This window comes from Arthrobacter sp. (genome assembly GCF_030540645.1).
GTDB lineage: Bacteria > Actinomycetota > Actinomycetes > Actinomycetales > Micrococcaceae > Specibacter.
On sequence record NZ_JAUNVV010000053.1, the window covers coordinates 1 to 16,191 of the forward strand.

14 protein-coding genes are annotated in these 16,191 nt (G+C 62.4%); 10 read left to right on the top strand and 4 right to left on the bottom strand.

Translation table 11 applies throughout. The features are described from left to right. Positions 1-509: 509 nt before the first annotated feature. Positions 510-1,304 (top strand): SDR family oxidoreductase, encoded by a 795-nt coding sequence (locus Q4P21_RS10725; protein WP_303388762.1) that lies wholly within the window; start codon positions 510-512, stop codon positions 1,302-1,304. Between the two features lie 445 nt (positions 1,305-1,749). On the opposite strand, the gene Q4P21_RS10730 is transcribed toward Q4P21_RS10725, so the two are convergent. The 4 genes from Q4P21_RS10730 to uraD all read right to left on the bottom strand — a co-directional run bounded on the left by Q4P21_RS10730 (position 1,750) and on the right by uraD (position 5,147). After that, the gene (locus tag Q4P21_RS10730; RefSeq protein ID WP_303388763.1) at positions 1,750-3,255 is read right to left on the bottom strand and encodes a nucleobase:cation symporter-2 family protein; all 1,506 of its coding nucleotides are present in this window, start codon (positions 3,253-3,255) and stop codon (positions 1,750-1,752) included. Positions 3,256-3,396: 141 nt separating this feature from the next. Beyond that, a complete protein-coding gene (gene pucL / locus Q4P21_RS10735) occupies positions 3,397-4,308 on the bottom strand; it encodes a factor-independent urate hydroxylase (RefSeq protein WP_303388764.1) in 912 nt (303 codons plus the stop codon). A gap of 3 nt (positions 4,309-4,311) precedes the next feature. Further along, positions 4,312-4,653: a hydroxyisourate hydrolase gene (gene uraH / locus Q4P21_RS10740; RefSeq protein WP_207344946.1), complete on the bottom strand. Its 342-nt coding sequence runs from the start codon at positions 4,651-4,653 to the stop codon at positions 4,312-4,314. Next, positions 4,650-5,147 (bottom strand): 2-oxo-4-hydroxy-4-carboxy-5-ureidoimidazoline decarboxylase, encoded by a 498-nt coding sequence (gene uraD / locus Q4P21_RS10745; RefSeq protein WP_207344947.1) that lies wholly within the window; start codon positions 5,145-5,147, stop codon positions 4,650-4,652. Before uraD ends, uraH begins: the two co-directional genes overlap by 4 nt. Before the next feature lie 290 nt (positions 5,148-5,437). Here uraD and bcp point away from each other — a divergent pair, with 290 nt between their 5' ends. From bcp to Q4P21_RS10790, 9 genes are all read left to right on the top strand, one after another. Then, positions 5,438-5,905 (top strand): thioredoxin-dependent thiol peroxidase, encoded by a 468-nt coding sequence (gene bcp / locus Q4P21_RS10750; RefSeq protein ID WP_207344948.1) that lies wholly within the window; start codon positions 5,438-5,440, stop codon positions 5,903-5,905. Positions 5,906-6,317: 412 nt separating this feature from the next. Then, positions 6,318-7,070, top strand: coding sequence for a hypothetical protein (locus Q4P21_RS10755; protein ID WP_303388765.1), 753 nt, complete (start codon positions 6,318-6,320; stop codon positions 7,068-7,070). A gap of 48 nt (positions 7,071-7,118) precedes the next feature. Continuing rightward, a complete protein-coding gene (locus tag Q4P21_RS10760; protein WP_303388766.1) occupies positions 7,119-9,179 on the top strand; it encodes a sensor histidine kinase in 2,061 nt (686 codons plus the stop codon). Next, a complete protein-coding gene (locus Q4P21_RS10765; RefSeq protein ID WP_303388767.1) occupies positions 9,176-9,853 on the top strand; it encodes a response regulator transcription factor in 678 nt (225 codons plus the stop codon). The genes Q4P21_RS10760 and Q4P21_RS10765 overlap by 4 nt, the downstream gene beginning before the upstream one ends. Before the next feature lie 100 nt (positions 9,854-9,953). Next, complete coding sequence (locus Q4P21_RS10770; RefSeq protein ID WP_303388768.1) at positions 9,954-11,489, top strand: aldehyde dehydrogenase family protein; 1,536 nt, start codon at positions 9,954-9,956, stop codon at positions 11,487-11,489. Beyond that, complete coding sequence (locus Q4P21_RS10775) at positions 11,482-12,822, top strand: CaiB/BaiF CoA-transferase family protein (protein ID WP_303388769.1); 1,341 nt, start codon at positions 11,482-11,484, stop codon at positions 12,820-12,822. Before Q4P21_RS10770 ends, Q4P21_RS10775 begins: the two co-directional genes overlap by 8 nt. Then, on the top strand, positions 12,815-13,678 hold the full coding sequence (locus Q4P21_RS10780; protein WP_303388770.1) for an enoyl-CoA hydratase/isomerase family protein: 864 nt from the start codon (positions 12,815-12,817) through the stop codon (positions 13,676-13,678). The genes Q4P21_RS10775 and Q4P21_RS10780 overlap by 8 nt, the downstream gene beginning before the upstream one ends. A gap of 101 nt (positions 13,679-13,779) precedes the next feature. After that, complete coding sequence (locus Q4P21_RS10785) at positions 13,780-14,409, top strand: TetR/AcrR family transcriptional regulator (protein WP_303388771.1); 630 nt, start codon at positions 13,780-13,782, stop codon at positions 14,407-14,409. Further along, positions 14,406-16,067, top strand: a complete 1,662-nt coding sequence (locus Q4P21_RS10790) for an MDR family MFS transporter (protein ID WP_303388772.1) — start codon at positions 14,406-14,408, stop codon at positions 16,065-16,067. The genes Q4P21_RS10785 and Q4P21_RS10790 overlap by 4 nt, the downstream gene beginning before the upstream one ends. The last annotated feature ends 124 nt before the right edge of the window (positions 16,068-16,191 follow it).

Genomic DNA, 16,191 nt, shown 5'->3' on the forward strand with positions numbered 1-16,191 from the left:
ATCCGGATCACGATCAGGAAGCTGGTTAGTCAACCCGCTAAGGATATGGGAGTTCTCGTCTCGCTGTAGCACTTGATACCTCTTTCCACGTTGCAGTCACGCACCTCCGCGTTGGCGAGGCGGCGTCGTCCCGCCCGCCACGCGTTCTCCGTCGAACGAGGCGTGGGCGTGAGGCATCCTGATAAGGGCCCCATCAGATGATTATCACCATATGAAAACAAAATATTGTATGTTGAGAATACTGTGTGCATCCAAGGGATGCAAGACCTATCCACCCTTTAGTCATGCGCGCGCGAGAGCTTGACTACCTGTGAGGTGGCTCATATAATCTCGTTCGTATGTCGAAAATCGGATCTCACCTAGTGAAATCTTCAAAATGAGCAGCGAATGAAATGACGGTTGAATGACGCGGCTGCGTCCGCCCGCGTTCCGCTGGCTGGTCGTTAGCCCAGCCGCCTAGGATCGGTACAAGGTCATTCTGCTGTGACAGCCACCATCAAGGAGCGGACATGAACCCTGAAGCAACACCATCACCCGACCCCGGCGCAGGGGAGCAGTACGCATCGAAGGTCTTGCTCATCAGCGGTGCCGGTTCCGGCATAGGCCTAGCCGTGGCCCGGGAAGCCCTTGCAACGGGCTACAAGGTTGTTTTAGCGGGCCGGCGTGCCGCTGAGCTCATCGAGGCCGCACAGGGCAGCCCACGGGCGTTGTGTGTACCGACGGACGTTTGTGATCCGACGCAGGTGGAAAACCTGTTCCGCCAGGCTGTGGAACATTTTGGACGGGTTGACGTATTGTTCAACAATGCTGGGATGTTTGGCCCATTTGGTTCGGTTGATGAGATCTCATTGGCGGATTGGAATGCCACGCTGGCCGTCAATCTGACGGGATCCATGATCTGCGCCGCCGAGGCCATGCGCACCATGAAGGCGCAGGAACCCCAGGGTGGGCGGATCATCAACAACGGTTCCATTTCGGCGCACTCGCCCCGCCCGAAGTCTGCGGCATACACCGTGAGCAAACATGCCATCAGCGGACTGACCAAGTCCATCGAACTGGACGGGCGTGCGTTTGGCATTAGCTGCGGCCAGATTGACATTGGAAACACGGCCACCGCCATCATGGCCGATCTTGGCGTCAACAGCGGCGCCCTGCAAGCCAACGGCAGCCTGCTGGTGGAACCGACGTTCCCTGTGGCAGAAGCAGCCAAAACCGTCCTGTACATGGCTGGCATGCCGGCCAGCGCAAACATCGGGCAACTGGTGGTCACAGCGGCCGGAATGCCGTTTGTGGGCCGCGGCTAGTTAGCCTCTGGTTCGCCTCTAGTCCGCGCCTGGGTAAGCCGCGATTGAATCGTAGCAAGCCCGTCCCTCCCCGACGCTCCTGCAGCTTCCGGTGTGTATTACTCAACGCTCCCGCATGGACTGAGGGAGCGTCGCAAAATATACGCCGAAAGGTGCAGGAGCGTTGGTCTTGGACGACGGCGGTTGGGGCCGGTTGGTGCACGCACCCGCACCTTCCCACACCGTCAAGTCCCTAGAACCTCACCTATCTCTGCACGTTCAACTATCCGTAAAGTCAACTCCCTGGAACCTCGACTCCCCGCTCGGTTAACTCCCTGCACGGTCTACTTATTGCAACCTCCATCGTGCAACATGCGTCGTGAAATATCGACGTTAAACGGCGCTGCCGCCGTCCCCGATGATGGGGGCGGCGGCAGCGTTGCAGACGGAGGTATTAGCCGGAAGCCTAGTGTTCGGCTTCCACAGGACGGATCGCGATTTCTCTGCCCTCGGCGTCGATGAGCTTGCCATCTTCCCAACGGTCGCCGTGTTCCAGGCAGTCCACCACTTCGGCCGGCACAAGCCGGTCTCCGCTGGCAGCAAATACGGACGGGTTGTCCGGGTTGCCGAACTTCAAGTGGTTGAACAGCAGGTTGAGCAGGATTGCCACAACGGCGGCGGAGCTGATGCCGGAGTGGAAGATCGTGGCGAACCAGGTCGGGAACTGATCGTAGAACGTCGGTGCGGCGATCGGGATGATACCGGCGCCGATGGAGGTGGCAACGATGATCAGGTTCATGTTGTTCTTGTAGCTGACAACGGACAGTGAGCGGATACCACTGGCGGCAACCGTGCCGAACAGGACGATGCCAGCGCCGCCAAGGACGGGCAGCGGCACTGCAGCGACCACGCGACCCATGACCGGCAGAATACCCAAGACTACGAGGATGACACCGCCGGCAGCAACGACGAAGCGGCTCTTAATGCCGGTGACGGCGACCAGGCCCACGTTCTGGGCGAAGGCGCTCTGCGTGAAGGATCCGAAGACGGGTGCGATAACGCTGGCGGCCATGTCGGCGCGCAAGCCGTCGCCAAGACGGCGGGAGTCGACCTTGGTGTCCACGATTTCCGCGACGGCCAGGATGTCAGCAGAAGTTTCAACCATGATGACCAGAACCACGATAAACATCGAGATGATGGCGGCGAGCTGGAAGGTAGGAACGCCCAAGTGGAACGGGGTCGGGAAGGCGACGATAGCGCCGTTGCCCACCTTGGAGAAGTCAGCCATGCCAATAGCAACGGCGATGAGTGTGCCGATGACGATCGCCAGGAGGATGGACAAGCGTGAGATGGTGCTGTTTCCGAGCTTGCTCAGCAGCAGCACAATGACGAGGGTCAGTGCTGCGAGGCCGATGTTGGCCACGCTGCCGTAGTTGTCGGCCTTGGAGTTGCCCCCCATGGCCCAGTTGGCCGCGACGGGCATCAGCGAAAGGCCGATGACGGTGATCACGGTGCCGGTCACGACCGGCGGGAAGAACTTGATGACCTTAGAGAAGATCGGGGAGATGATCAGGCCCAGCAGGGACGAGACGATGACGGCCCCGAAAACGTTACGGAGTCCAAGGTGATCGTCACTGGGGCCAACAGAGGTGACAATTGCCACCATGGTTGCGACGCCGGCGAAGGATACGCCCTGCACCAGCGGGAGCTGGGAGCCGAAGAAAGGCACCCCGATGGTCTGCAACAGCGTGGCAAGGCCGCCCATAAATAGACAGGCCGCAATAAGCAGGCCGATATCGCCCGGGTTCAGGCCCGCGGCCTGGCCAACAATTAGTGGTACGGCGATAATTCCGCCGTACATGGTTAGTACGTGTTGGAATCCATAGGCGAAACTTGCGCCTATTCCTAAACGTTCGTCCTCTGGCCGGGCCGGTTTTGCGGCTGCTACGGCGGATCGTGAACTCCTGGTCATAGCGGACCTCCTTGTCTGCTTACCTTGGGTATTACGGCAGCTCACTTTGGGGGCTGCCGTGCCAGTTGGGCGGGAGACCGAAGTCCCCCGCCCAACTATTTGTTTTGCAATGACTTGGGCTTCATTGAAACCCGGCAATTCTTAGCAGAAACCTGCGACGCCTTCCCAGACGTTGCCTGCATCCGATGCGTTTTCGCGAAGCACGGTGCCTTCGATCAGGCCGTAAGGACGGTCTGCTGCGAAGAAGACTTCGTTGGGGTTGTCCTGGCCGAAGTGGGACAGGTCAACAACGAAGTGGTGCTTGTTCGGCATGGAGAACTTGATTTCGTCGATCTCCGGGTGTGCGTTGAGAACCTTCTTGCCCATTTCGAACAGGGTGTTCTGCAAAGCGTGTGAGAAGCCTTCGGTGAAGCCTTCCAGCAAGAGAGCCTTGACGTCTTCGTAGGACTTGTTGAAGTCGAAGTCGGCGTCGACTGCCTCGGGGTTGAAGCGCCAGCGAGCAGCAACGTCGGTGCTCATGATGCGGTCGTTGGTCTCCTGCAAGGTGGTGTACTTATCCACCGGGAAGCCTTCGAAACCGGACTGCGTGGACTTCAGGACGGTCAGGCCCTTGAGTCCGGCCAGCACCTGGGTCTTGTCGCCATCCTTGACGACGACGGCGGTGCGGACTTCCTGGTTGCTCTTGACGAACGAGTGGTCGTGCTCGGCGCCATTGGCGACGATGCGGTTCCAGCCGTACTGCTCGGCTGCCCAGCGGCCACCGTCGATCCATGCAAATTCGTCGGTGAAGTGCTTGCCCAAGCGAAGCAGGAATGCTTCCGGTGAGCCAACGCCGTCACGGGCGAACGAGTAGATGGTGTTCTTCTGCGTGTCGGTGGGGACGACGTGGGCGTTGTCGCCATCGATGTGTGCAGCGTTGAAGTCTCCGCGAACCTCGGACGTGACATTGAGATCTTCGATCTCGTGACGGTCGGTGTCGCGTGTCAACTTGACCAGACGGACCTCAGCCTTGCCGTACTGGTTGGCGCCCAAGATGATGTTGTTGTCAGTCATGATTTAACTTCCTCTGTATGTTGAATAGGCGAATGGACTAAGCAATAGGGGCACGTGGTAGTGCTCCTGACTTTCCTCGACCGCAAAGGTCAGGGATACCTCCGGAAAGAAGGTGTCCGATTTGATGCCGGCGAAGTAGGCGCCCGTGTCGAACCGCAGTTGGTAGTTACCGCTCTGCAATCGCTCGGGGCCAAGGTCTTTCACCCGCCCGTCAGCATCAGTGGTGCCCGACGCAATCTGGACCCATGCCTCGCCGTCGCGGGCGTAAAGCTCGACGGCGACACGAGCAGCAGGTTTCCCGGCTGCGGTATCCAGAATGTGGGTGGTTATATGGGAGACGCTCATGCGCTCATCACTCCTTCGAGCCTCAGCAGTGCGATTTCTCGCAGCTGCTGGGCGACTATGAGGTTTTCTTCCTCAGCGGTATTCTTCATCCGCTGGTGAAGGGTGTCAATGATCTCCTGGGGCGTCCGGCCGGCGGCACGAATCAGGAAGACCTGGTCAAATTTGGCTTCGTAAGCGCGGTTGCCCTCTGCCAGTGCGGTAACGACGGCACTGTCGCTGGGGTCAACGGCGGATTGTTCCTTGCGGGACAGGCTCGCTTCAGTACTGGCACCTGCTGCACGCTCACCGATCCGGGGATGGTGTGCCATGGCGGAGGCCACTTCGTCGTCGGTAAAAGGATCCGCGACGGTGCGGGCGCAGTTGAGAAGCTCGTCCAGATCGGCGAACGGACGGGCGGCGATGATTTCGCTGCACCAGCGTTCAATGTCGATGCATGGGCGAAGAACGGCCATTGCTTCGGCTGTCTCTGCGTCGTTGAAGTGTTCAAGCAGCATTGCTTGTCAGTCCTTGCGAGTCGGTGCTGGCATCCACGGTGTTGGCTATACGAAGGAAATCTATTTTCGTATCGTGGAACTGTTATTTCAGCATATGAATAGTGAACAGCATCACAGCGGAGATGTCAATCACAGAATCCGGAATCTTTTCCAGGCTGGGCTTGTTTCGTCATTAGAGCGGGGCGTGCTGGGCCAGTTGTAGCGCCAACGTTGACGGCAGGCTGTACCGACTCTAAACTTATTTCATAGAGCAATATTTCAATTCCACCAGACGAAATTATTGGAGAGACATGTCAACTCAACTTACGCCCGGCCAGCAGGCTCCCGGCTTCACCCTTCCCGATGCAGATGGCAAGAACGTCAACCTGTCCGACTTCGCTGGCCGTCAGGTCGTTGTCTACTTCTACCCGAAGGCGGCCACCCCCGGCTGCACCACCGAGGCATGCGACTTCCGCGACAGCTTGGCTGCATTGAAGGCCGGCGGCGTGGATGTTGTTGGCATCTCCACCGACCCGCAGGAAGCCCTGACCGCTTTCGCTGAGGAATTTGACCTGAACTTCCCGCTCCTTTCCGACGTCGAGCACGAAGTTGCCGAGTCTTGGGGCGCCTGGGGCGAAAAGGTCATCAACGGCAACAAGATGATCGGTACGTTGCGCTCCACCGTCGTGCTCAATGCAGACGGAACGGTACACAGCGCTGAATACAACGTCGCAGCAGATGGCCACGTGTCGCGTCTGCGCACCGAGCTGGGCCTGTAACCAAGGCACAACTCCTGCGGCTTGACCAATGCCGCCGCTTCTCCACCCATTCCGGGGCTGAACCCTTGGGACGGGTCGAGGAGCGGCGGCATTTTTCGTGTCCCACAACCCACTCCACCAGCCGGGACAAGGAAACATCAGGAACGCAAAATCAGGGATAAGTGAATTTGTCGGGGGTACGGAACCCCGCCGTCGATTGCCGCCGCCGCCAGGCATGTCACCTCCGTCGAGGCGGTCAACGTGGCCTAGCGTGTTGACGACTTCGGAGCCTGCGGAGACGTGGACGTGCGCAGGGGATGATCCGCAGAATCCCGGACCACCCGGGACGCTGGACACTGCCACCCGGGACGGTGCTGGACGGATGCTGGTGCAATACCCATCAGCGCACCAACATCGCGAAGGAGAATCAGCCATGGTAACAAGCATCAGTTCCGGGGAATTAGGGGGCGGGGCAACTAAAGCCCGGGCAGCCGAGGGCAGCGCAACTGGCGCGAGCGTCTCCAATGACAGCGCGCCGATCCATTTCATGGGCCGGCGCAGCACGGCAGCGGCTCTTGTTGCCGGGGCGGTGCTGAACGCGGCGTCGTCGTTCGTGAACACCGCTTTCCTACAGGGCGAGGCCACTGTGGCCAACTACATCGAGGCGTTCTCCGAACGCGGCGGCTTGGGCATGCTGGGTGTGCTGGTGAATATTGTCGGCATTCCCTTGCTGCTGGCCGGACTTGTGGGTCTGCTGCAGTTGGCCAGTCCCAAGGCGCCGATAGTGGGACGGATCGCCGTGGCCGCCACCACCGTGGGCATGGTGGCGTTCTTGTGCATGAATGGCGCACTCCTGGCCTTGTACAGCTTTGGCTCCGGCGGGGCGGCAGGGGCAGCTTCTGCGGCTGAGCAATTGATGGTGGCAAGTCCCGGCATGCTGGCCCTGCTCGTGCCGTTTCTGCTGGGAAATGCCGTGGGCATGGTCTGCACGGCCATCGCCCTGCTGAAGTCAAGGGTCACGGCGCTGTGGGTGCCAGTGGCGCTGCTGCTGTTCTTTGTTCTCGATTTTCTTGTTCCGGCCATGGCGTTTTTTGACACTCATCTGCTCTTCGTCGCCTTTGCTGTGGGGGCAGGCGCCTCGGTGTTGCGCCGCCGGCCGCAGGCCTTCCCGCAGCACAGGCCCTGAACTATGGTTGCTCCATCAGCCAACGACAGGCGCATTGGGGGTGGGTGGATGAACACCAGCCACGCCGGTGCCGCCCGCACGGCGCTCAGCACGGCAGCCCACATGGCTGCTGTGCTGAGCGCCGCAGCTGTGGGTCTTGCGCTGGTGCTGACACTTTCAACGCCTGCTGAACTCCGTGCCCTGGAAATGGGACCCACTCCCGTGGTGGGCCTGTTGGCGGCGACGGTTGGCGCCCTCATCCTGGCCCAGCGCCCACACAACCCCGTCGCATGGCTGCTCCTGATCAGCGGTGTTACCTCTGCGGCCTATTCATTGGCGACGGCGGCTACCGCCCTTGGCCTGCTGAGCGATCCGCACGCGAGATGGCTGCCGTGGGCTGCGTGGGTGTCCACGGCAGGATGGGTGCCCGGCACTGTCTTGGGCTTGGTGATTTTGCCCCAGCTCTTTCCCTTCGGGGCATTGTTGCCGGGGCGGTTTTGGCGCGTGTGGTGGTTCTTGAGCCTGGCTCTGGCGGCAGCGGTGGCCGTCCCCGTGGCGCTGAGTCCGGCTTCCCCTACGTTTCCTGAACTGGCCAATCCGTGGCTGGCCGGAGGAGACTCAGGCGGGGTGGTTGCTTCGGTGGAGGCGCTGGCACAGACCTGGGGGCAGGTGCTCACGGTGTTCTTTGCGGTCATGTCGATTGGTTCCGTGGTGAACATTGTGCTGCGTTTCAAGCGTTCGGACGCGAAGGAGAGGCATCAGACGGTTTTGGTGTTTGCCACGTGGCTGTTGCTGATTGTGGCCAGCTCCTTGGCCCCTTCTTGGGTGGGAGCCATTGCAGCGGTCCTGTATTTGGGCGCGCTGCTGGTGGCCGTGGCACGCTACCGACTGTATGAGATCGACCAGCTCGTCTCCCGTGGTGCAGCCGGCTTGGTGATGGTGGTGCTGTTGGGTGCGGCTTACGCCTTGACGGCAGCCGGGGTCGGGGCGATGTTGCACAACTTGGCAGGTTCTTGGGCTGCCGGCTTCGCAGCGACGGCCGTAGTGGTGGCTTTGTTGGACCCCGTTCGGCGGCTGGCGCTGGGTTGGATCAACAAGATCTTTGCCCGTGGCCGCCCCAGCGCAGCAGCCGTGGCGCGGCGCATCTCGGCCATTGCCGCAGAGTCGGGGTCCCCCCGCGAAACATTGGAGCACACAGAGGCGGTGCTCCGTCAGTCATTGCACCTGCCTGGCCTTGGCCTTGTGGCGGGCCTGGACGTGGCGGGCCAGGAAGCGGAAGGCTCTCCTGCCTCAGCCCGCAGTTCAAACCGCATCCTTCCGTTGCGCTGGAACGGGGCTCAGGTGGGTGCTGTGCTGGTGGTTCCACGGCGGGGGGAGCCGCGGGTGCACAGCGCTGATCTGAGATTGCTGGAGGCGCTGGAGCCAACACTGGCCGTGATCGTTCACGACTTGGCAGTGACGGCGGACCTGGAGCTCTCCCGCCGCGCCGAGCTCACGGCCAGAGAAGAGGAACGACGCCGGATTCGCCGGGACTTGCACGACGGCTTGGGCCCGCTCTTGGCCGGCACTGCCATGACGTTGCAGGCTGTGTCCGGCAGCGGACGTGACCCAGAATCCGCCAAGGAACTGTTGGCCCAGGCGCAGGCGGACTTGAGCCAGGCCGTGGGTGATATCCGTGTGCTCGTGGACGGTTTGCGCCCGTCCAGTCTGGACGATTTGGGTCTGGTGGCCACCATACAGTCACTTCTGCCAGAGTCGGCTGTGTCCGTTTCGGTCACAACCCACGGCAACTGCGCAACCCTGCCCGCCGCCGTGGAGGTTGCTGCCTTGCGAATTGTGGCTGAGGCACTGACCAATGTTGCCCGTCATTCCGGCGCCACAACGGCGGTGGTGGAACTGCACGGCAGCGAGAAACGGCTGCGCGTCACGGTGACTGACCGCGGAAGCTGGGTACCGCCGTCGTCCGCCAGGGCAGGGGTGGGGCTTGACTCCATGCGCCAGCGCGCGCGGGAACTGGGCGGCCGCACCACCATCACCGGCGCAGACGGCGCAGGCACGGGAACGGGCGCAGGGACGCGGGTGCGGGCCTGGTTGCCGTTGTCGCCAACTCCGGGATTGGAGCAGCCGTGAACGCCGTGACCGTGGTGATAGTCGACGACCATCCGGTGTTCCGGCGCGGGCTGCAGTCCCTGTTGGAGACTGCCGGGATGGTGGTGTTGGCGCAGGCGGAGGACGGGCTGGGTGGAATTGCCGCCGTCCTGGAACACCGCCCGGACGTGGTGCTCATGGACCTGCACCTGCCGGACATCAACGGCGCTGAGGCCACCCGGCGGTTGGTGCGCGACGTGCCGGGGGTGAAGATCTGCATCCTGACCATGTTCGACGACGACGATTCCGTTTTCGCCTCGATGCGTGCCGGAGCGCTGGGCTACTTGCTCAAGGGTGCCGACATTGACGGGATTGAACGGGCCGTGCGGGCTGTTGCGGAAGGGGAAGCGCTGTATTCGGCTGCGATTGCGCGGCGTATGCAGGCCTTCTTTGCCGCAGCGGGCCCGGCGCTGGCTGTGCAACCGTTTCCGGAACTAACGCCGAGGGAACGGCAAGTGCTGGAGCATGTGGCACGCGGGGAAGATAATGCGGCCATCGCCGGGGCTCTGGAGCTGAACCAAAAAACTGTGCGCAATGTGGTCTCCGCCGTGCTGGCGAAATTGCGTGTGGCGGACCGGGCGCAGGCGATGGTGCGGGCCAGGGATGCCGGGCTGGGACATGCCGGGCCGGGGCAGCCGGGGCCGTCGGCGCGGTGAATGCTTGCATGCGCGGCGCGCGGGTGTGACAGTGGAGCTGTGCGGCAGCAACCGCAACATGTGGAGTACGTGTTTTTCCTGAAGCAAAGGGGCTTTGGTCATGACAGCACAATCACCCGCCCAATCCGGCTCGCAGTGGGCCGTCAGGGACCACCCCATGTGGGTCAACGGTGAGCCGGTTTCCTCCACCTCCGGGAAATGGCACGACGTCCACAACCCGGCCCGGCGTGAAACGGTCATTGCCCGAGTTCCCGCTGGTACGCCCGAAGATGTGGACCTTGCCGTCGCGGCGGCCCGGGCGGCGTTCCGCGGCTGGCGCGACCTGCACTTTTCCGCCCGTGCATCCGCCCTGCTGGCCATTGCTGATGAAGTGGAACGGCGCACGGAGGAGTTCGCCCACCTCACGGCCCTGGACACGGGGAACGCGCTGCGGACCCAGGCCCGGCCCGAAGTCACCTCGCTCGTGGCCATGTTCCGTTACTTTGCCGGGACTGCCGCGGAGGTGAAGGGAACCACTCTGCCAGCTGGCGAAGACCAGCTCCAGTACACCCGCCTTGAACCGCTGGGCGTGGTGGCGGCGATCCTGCCGTGGAACTCGCCCCTGCTCATCGCCGCCTTCAAGATTCCCGCTGCTCTGGCAACGGGTAACACCGTCATTGTGAAAGCCGCCAATGAGGCTCCGCTGAGCATCCTGCTGCTGGCCGAAGTCTGCAACAAGCACCTGCCGGCCGGTGTGGTGAATGCGCTCACCGGCACCGGCGAGCTGATCGGCTCCGCCTTGGCCATCCACCCGGGCGTCGACAAGGTTTCCTTCACCGGTTCCACGAGGGTGGGCCGTCAGGTAGGCGCACAAGCTGGGGAGCGGCTGGCGCACCAATCGCTGGAATTGGGTGGAAAGAACCCTTCGATCGTGTTCCCTGATGCGTGGACGGGAGGGAAGGACGACGACGAACTCCTCCAAAGCCTGCTACTCGCCTCCCGCTTCGCCCGGCAGGGGCAAAGCTGCACGGCAGGGTCCAGGCTATACGTCCATGCGGACATTTTTGACGATCTGGTGGGCACGCTCAGCACGAAGCTGGGCGCCATGAAGGTGGGGGACCCGCTGGAGGAATCCTCGGACATCGGCGCCGTCATCAACGCCAAGCAGCACACAGCCATCAGCGGATTCCTGCAGGAAGGCCGCAGCACCGCAGGGATGGCGGCGGTGATCGGAGGGGAGGAACCGGCGTCGGGCCCGTTGACGGAAGGGTACTACCACCTGCCCACCCTGTTTACCGGGGCGAAAAATGAGTTCAGGATTGCCCGGGAGGAGATATTTGGCCCGGTCCTGCTGGCCATTCCGTGGCGCGGCGTCGATGAAGTCGTGGACATGGCCAACGACACCAACTACGGGCTGGCCGCATATGTATTCAGTCACAACCTGGATGAGGCGCTGACCACCGCGCACCGCATCGAAGCTGGCTGGGTGCAGGTCAACCAAGGCGGCGGGCAGGTGCCGGGGCAGTCCTACGGCGGGTACAAGCAAAGTGGCATTGGCCGGGAAGTCTCCCTTGAAGGCATGCTGGCCGGCTTCACACAGACGAAGCAAATCAACGTCAAGCTGCGTCTCCCCGGCGCTGGTGGCCCGCGTGGCTGAGTCGAGTCTGCCTGAGCAGGTGCCTTCCGGGCAGGATCTGCCGCTGTCCGGCATCAAGGTCATGGATCTCTCCCGCGCGCTCGCAGGCCCCTACGCAGCCTCGCTGCTCAGCGACATGGGTGCTGAAGTGACGAAGGTGGAGAGCATCAAGGGTGGGGATTCCTCCCGCAGTTGGGCACCTTTTGACGGCGACCACTCGCTGTATTTCGACTCTGTGAACCGTGGAAAAAGCTCAGTGGCAGTGGATTTTTATTCACCGGCTGGTAAGCAGCTGCTGTGGGACCTTGCCGTGGCAAGCGATGTGTTGATTGAAAACTTCCGCCCCGGCGTGCTGGCCTCCACAGGACTGGACCCTGAGTTGCTGCGTGTTGCCAAGCCCGGCTTGATCATTGCCTCGGTCACCGGCTTTGGCGCCACGGGGCCGCTGAGCAGTGCGGCCGGCCTTGACCAGGTGGCCCAAGGCATGTCAGGGCTCATGTCCGTCACCGGCCTGGACGCCGAGCACATGTACAGGGTGGGCGTGCCCATCGTGGACCTCGTCACCGGCGTCTACACGGCCTTCGGCATTGCCACAGCCCTGGCCGGACGGAAGGAGGGCGGGGCTGGGAGCGCGGTCTCGGCGTCGTTGTTGGAGACGGGGCTTTCGCTGTCCGCCTTCCAGGGTCAGCAGTTCCTCAGTACGGGGGAGGTGCCCGTGCCGCACGGCAACAACCACCCGGTGCTGTCCCCGTACGGCGTGTTCCAGACTGGCGACATCCCGCTCATCATGGCCGTGGGCAGTGAAAAGCAATGGGTGCAGCTGTGCGAACTACTCGGGACCCCGGAGCTGGCAGAGCACCCCGACTATGCCACGAGCAGGCTGCGCACCGTACACCGGGAGGAACTGCGCGTGCGCATCGACGGGCTACTGGCAGGGCATACTGCTGCACAGTGGCTGGACCGGCTCAAAACGGCGGGCATCCCGGCCGGGCCCATCTACAACTACGCACAGGCCTTCGCGGATCCCCAGGTCAAGCACCTGGGGATGGTGCAAACCGTCCACCGCAGCGACGGCTCCGCCCTGCCGCTGCTGCGCGGGCCCGTCTCAATCAACGGCCAAGCTCCGCAGGTGGCGAAGGCCCCTCCGGCGCTGGGCCAGGACACGCTGGCGATTTTGGACGGGCTGGGGCTCAGCGCCGAACAAATCGCCGGCTTGGTAGAGGCAGGGGTGGTGTACGACGCCGGCACCCCCGCCGCGCCCGTCGGCACCTCGGGTGGCACTGCGGATACGACCTTGGGCGACGCGTCGGATACAACTTCGGGTGGCGCCGGGGGAGGGGACCGCCGTGGCTGAGCGGGGGGCGGGCACGGTAACGGTCTCGCACAGCGGGCCGGTGGCGTATCTTGTCCTGGACAACCCATCCATGCGCAACGCCCTGACGCAGCCCATGTGGCAACTACTTCCGGGGCTGCTTGCCGAGTTGGCCGATGACGACACCGTGAAGGTCGTGGTGGTACGCGGGGCCGGTGGCCACTTCTCCGCAGGGGCCGACATCGCCTCGGTGCAGGCGATCTTGCGCCACCGGGCCCCGGAGGAAGGGGCCGTGGAAGGTGACGGGGAAGGTGCGGAGGAAGGGACCGGGGGAGGTGCCGGGGGAGACATTACCGTGGCAGAGGAAGCGCTGGCCCGGTTCCCTAAACCGACCATCGCAGCCATCGACGGCTACTGCGTGGGCGGTGGCTGGCAGATCGCCGGTGCCTGCGACCTCCGGCTCGCTTCGGAAGCTGCCATCTACGGAGTCACACCCGCCAAAATCGGCATTGTCTACCCCCTCTCGGGGATCAAGCGGCTGGTGCAGCTGGTGGGTCCGGCAACGGCCAGATATTTACTGTTCACGGGGGATTTTGTGGATGCAACGGAAGCGCTGCGGCTGGGCCTGGCCACGAAAGTGCTCCCACAGACGACGTTTTGGGACGGCGTCGCGGCGTTTGCCCGGCATGTGGCAGCGCGCTCGCAGCTTTCCGTTCGGGCACAGAAGGAACTCATCAACCTCATTGGTCAAGGTGACGGCGGTGCTGCTGCGTTGGATGAGCGGAACCTGTATTGGCAGCGGGAAATGATGGTCGGAGAAGATGCCGCAATCGGCGTCGCGGCGTTCCTGGCCAAGCGGACGCCGCAGTTCACGTGGGTACGGCCAGGCGGGGTCTAAAGGAATCTGTTCGTGCCGACAAGCGGCATGTGAGCTAAAACATTGCATAAACGCAAAAATTGCACTTGTGCAATCTTTGCGTGAGTGCATAAACTGTAGTCATGCAGAAAACTCCAGTGAGCTTGCGAGAGCGCAACCGCCTCGACACGTGGGCCTTGATTCACGACCAGGCCTCCAACCTTGCCTGTGAACACGGCTTGGCTAAAACCACCGTGGAAGCCATCGCAGACGCAGCAGGAGTTTCCAAACGCACGTTCTTCAACTACTTCCCCACCAAGGAAGACGCCATTCTGGGCATTCAGGCGCCCACTCTTTCCGAAGAGACCATCGCCGACTTCCGCGCAGGCGGAACCGGGGATCTCTTTGGCCGGACGGTTCACCTGATGGTCGCCGTCATCCGCTCCATGTTTCCCGAAGCATCGCTGACCGACAGGCGCACGGTTCTGAAGAAAAGGCATCCGGAACTGGCCAGAAGCCTGGTCTCGCACTTGCGGGCCTGTGAGGAATTGGTGGAGGGTGTGCTGCTTGAACGCTATCCCAATGGGCCACAGGAACAATCCTGGTCAGGACTGCCTCCTGGCCGGGACTCGGCACTGGCCTTGTTGATGCTGGCAGGAACCGTCATGCGGTTTGCCTTCGCCAAGGATCCAGGTGCATCCACCAACGAACAAAGCCCGGCCGTGCAAGAGGCCATTGAAATCTTTAGAGAGACTATTAAAGCAACCTTATGAGCTCCACTGACATAAAAACCAAAGCCACGGCGGCTCCCGCCGCCGGGCACTCCGAGCGCAGCGAAAAGCGCAACATCGTCCTGCTGTTCTCCGGCCTCATGGTCACCATGCTGTTGGCATCGCTGAACCAGACAGTGCTTTCCAGCGCCCTGCCCACCATTGTTGGCGAGCTCTCCGGCGTCGAACACATGGCCTGGGTGATCACGGCCTTCATCCTGGCCTCCACCATCATGATGCCCGTCTACGGCAAGCTCGGTGACCTGCTAGGCCGCAAGCCCATGCTCGTGTTCGCCATCTCGATCTTCCTTGTCGGCTCGGTCATTGGCGCCTTGGCCAATGACATGAACGTGCTGATCATCGCCCGTGTAGTACAGGGCCTTGGCGGCGGCGGTTTGATGATCCTCTCGCAGGCCACCATTGCCGACGTTGTCCCGGCCCGCGAACGCGGCAAGTACATGGGCATCATGGGCGGCGTCTTCGCGTTCTCCTCCGTGGCCGGACCGCTCATCGGCGGCGGGCTCACCGAGGGTCCGGGCTGGCGCTGGGTGTTCTGGATGAACGTGCCGCTGGCACTGCTGGCCATTGCGGCCGCCGTCTTCCTGCTGCACGTGCCGCGCAAGGTCTTTGCAACGCGTCCCAAGATCGACTACTTCGGCATGATGCTCATTGCGCTGGCCACCACTGCCCTGGTTCTGATCGGCACGTGGGGCGGCTCGCAGTACGACTGGAACTCCCCGCAGATCATCTGGCTGGCCGTCGCCGCCGTCGTGACTGGAACGCTGTTTGTCATTGTGGAAAACCGTGTCTCCGAGCCGGTCATGCCCATGTTGTTGTTCAAGAACCGCAACTTTGTGCTGACCACCATTGCCGGCCTGCTGACAGGCATCGCCATGTTCGGCGCCATTGGCTACATGCCCACCTACCTGCAGATGGCCACGGGCTTCTCTGCTGCTGAATCCGGCATGCTGATGATCCCCATGATGGCTTGCATGTTGATTGTCTCGGTCATTGTTGGCCGCCGGGTCTCCACCACCGGCCGCTATAAGGTCGCCCCGATCGTGGGAAGCGCGATCCTGGCCGTGGCACTGCTGCTGCTCTCCACCATCACCACCGGTACCCCGATCTACGTCATCTGCGTCTACCTGGGCGTCATGGGCATTGGCCTCGGTGCCAGCATGCAGATCCTGACGCTCGTTGCGCAGAACTCGTTCCCGCTGAAGTTTGTGGGTACGGCCACGGCAGGCCAGAACTACTTCCGCCAGGTAGGTGCCACGCTCGGTTCGGCTGTGGTTGGTGCCATGTTCGCCAGCCGCCTGTACCAGCTCATCGCTGAAAAGATCCCCGGTGGCACCGGTGGCGGCGGCGCCAGCTCCTTCACCCCGCACCTGGTGAACAGCATGCCCGAACCCATCAAGCTCCTCATCATCGAGTCCTACAATGAGGCCTTGATCCCGTTGTTCCTGTTCATGGTCCCGCTGGCCCTGCTGGCCGCCGTCGTGCTGTGCTTCGTGAAGGAAGTGGCCCTGGAGACCAAGATCGACCGCGAAACGATCGTCGACGTCGCCCCCGGGCAGATGGCAGAGTTTGAGGAAGACATGACGCACGACGCCGTCACTTCCGAAAGCGCAAACTCGTCGGCCGTGCTGTCAGGCAAGTAGGCAACGCGCGCCATTGCAGGCAATAGCCGCCGCAACTCTTGATGCCGTTGTGGGGGGTGGGCCCCCCGGGTGCAGGGGGCCGCACACCACACCCCACCCCGACGGGCCAGGGCACGTACTAGTC

Excerpts from the sequence above, each read along its gene's own strand:
- Q4P21_RS10785 (WP_303388771.1), top strand. The coding sequence starts at position 13,780 with ATGCAGAAAACTCCAGTGAGCTTGCGAGAGCGCAACCGCCTCGACACG.
- bcp (WP_207344948.1), top strand. The coding sequence starts at position 5,438 with ATGTCAACTCAACTTACGCCCGGCCAGCAGGCTCCCGGCTTCACCCTT.
- Q4P21_RS10790 (WP_303388772.1), top strand. The coding sequence starts at position 14,406 with ATGAGCTCCACTGACATAAAAACCAAAGCCACGGCGGCTCCCGCCGCC.
- Q4P21_RS10770 (WP_303388768.1), top strand. The coding sequence starts at position 9,954 with ATGACAGCACAATCACCCGCCCAATCCGGCTCGCAGTGGGCCGTCAGG.
- Q4P21_RS10725 (WP_303388762.1), top strand. The coding sequence starts at position 510 with ATGAACCCTGAAGCAACACCATCACCCGACCCCGGCGCAGGGGAGCAG.
- pucL (WP_303388764.1), bottom strand. The coding sequence starts at position 4,308 with ATGACTGACAACAACATCATCTTGGGCGCCAACCAGTACGGCAAGGCT.
- uraH (WP_207344946.1), bottom strand. The coding sequence starts at position 4,653 with ATGAGCGTCTCCCATATAACCACCCACATTCTGGATACCGCAGCCGGG.
- Q4P21_RS10730 (WP_303388763.1), bottom strand. The coding sequence starts at position 3,255 with ATGACCAGGAGTTCACGATCCGCCGTAGCAGCCGCAAAACCGGCCCGG.
- uraD (WP_207344947.1), bottom strand. The coding sequence starts at position 5,147 with ATGCTGCTTGAACACTTCAACGACGCAGAGACAGCCGAAGCAATGGCC.
- Q4P21_RS10760 (WP_303388766.1), top strand. The coding sequence starts at position 7,119 with ATGAACACCAGCCACGCCGGTGCCGCCCGCACGGCGCTCAGCACGGCA.
- Q4P21_RS10755 (WP_303388765.1), top strand. The coding sequence starts at position 6,318 with ATGGTAACAAGCATCAGTTCCGGGGAATTAGGGGGCGGGGCAACTAAA.